The sequence below is a fragment of the Paraburkholderia sp. SIMBA_053 genome (assembly GCF_046534895.1).
Taxonomy (GTDB): domain Bacteria; phylum Pseudomonadota; class Gammaproteobacteria; order Burkholderiales; family Burkholderiaceae; genus Paraburkholderia; species Paraburkholderia caledonica.
The window spans coordinates 1-268 of the sequence record NZ_JAWRXU010000774.1; the positions used below are offsets into that span (position 1 = coordinate 1).

At 61.9% G+C, this 268-nt stretch carries 1 pseudogene; it reads right to left on the reverse strand.

The features are described from left to right. Positions 1-210: pseudogene (locus tag SB753_RS37675) on the reverse strand (H-NS family nucleoid-associated regulatory protein); the annotation flags it as partial. Positions 211-268: the final 58 nt, after the last annotated feature.

Consider the following 268-nt stretch of genomic DNA (forward strand, 5'->3'; position numbering starts at 1 on the left):
GCGTTGCCGGCTGGGCGAGCGCCCCCAACGGAAGTTCGAAGTGCCCGATGGACTGTCCTGCGCTAATGGCCTGTTTCAGCCATTGGGGCGTCTTGCCTTCACCGCTCCAGGTATCACCATCCGCGCTACGGTAGCGACACGTATCCGATCCGCTGGCCTGGTCGCCAGGAAGGAAGCGAGGTCATCCGGGCTGATGCCGAAGGCATCCATGTGGTGGCGGAGGTACGCAATAGAGGTGGCCTCACTCGTTCGGACAGTCTTCTGAGAT